The organism is Shewanella scandinavica, from assembly GCF_031932065.1.
In the GTDB taxonomy this organism is placed as follows: domain Bacteria; phylum Pseudomonadota; class Gammaproteobacteria; order Enterobacterales; family Shewanellaceae; genus Shewanella; species Shewanella baltica.
The window spans coordinates 1-592 of record NZ_JAUOES010000067.1; the positions used below are offsets into that span (position 1 = coordinate 1).

The window sequence follows — 592 nt, forward strand, 5'->3', positions numbered from 1 at the left end:
AGCTCGAAACCGCTCAATTAGTCGTTGATCAAGGTTACACACAAGAAGCGGCGGCAAAAGCCATGAACGTGGGGAAATCGACGGTCAGTAAGTGGGTAACACAGCTTCAGATTGAGCGCCAAGGGCTTGCACCTAAAGCCTCCCCCATGACACCTGAGCAGATTGAAATCAGGGCGCTAAAACGCGAAATTGAACGAATTAATCTCGAGAAAGAAATCCTAAAAAAGGCTACCGCTCTATTGATGTCGGACTCGCTGAACAATTCTCGATAATCGAGAAACTCAATCAGAGCAATAAATATCCTATTTCAGTGTTATGCCACGTATTCAACGTGAACCGGAGTAGCTACCGTTATTGGGCAAGCTGTGAGCTTGTGGTGACACCTGAGCAGCGGCGTTTAGAATGTGAAATCAAAGCAATACATGCTGAAAGCAAGCAATCTGCAGGGGCGAGAAGTATCGCAACAATCGCCTCTGAACGTGGCTTTACGTTAAGTCGTTATCGGGCGACTCGGTTAATGAAAAAGCTCGGATTAGTGAGTTGCCAACAACCTAGACACCGCTATAAAAAGGCTGAAAATGAGCATGTGACA

The 592-nt window shown here is 46.3% G+C and carries 1 pseudogene; it reads left to right on the forward strand.

Going from position 1 to position 592, the window contains the following annotated elements:
- Window positions 1–592, forward strand: a pseudogene (locus tag Q4Q50_RS22335) (IS3 family transposase); the annotation flags it as partial.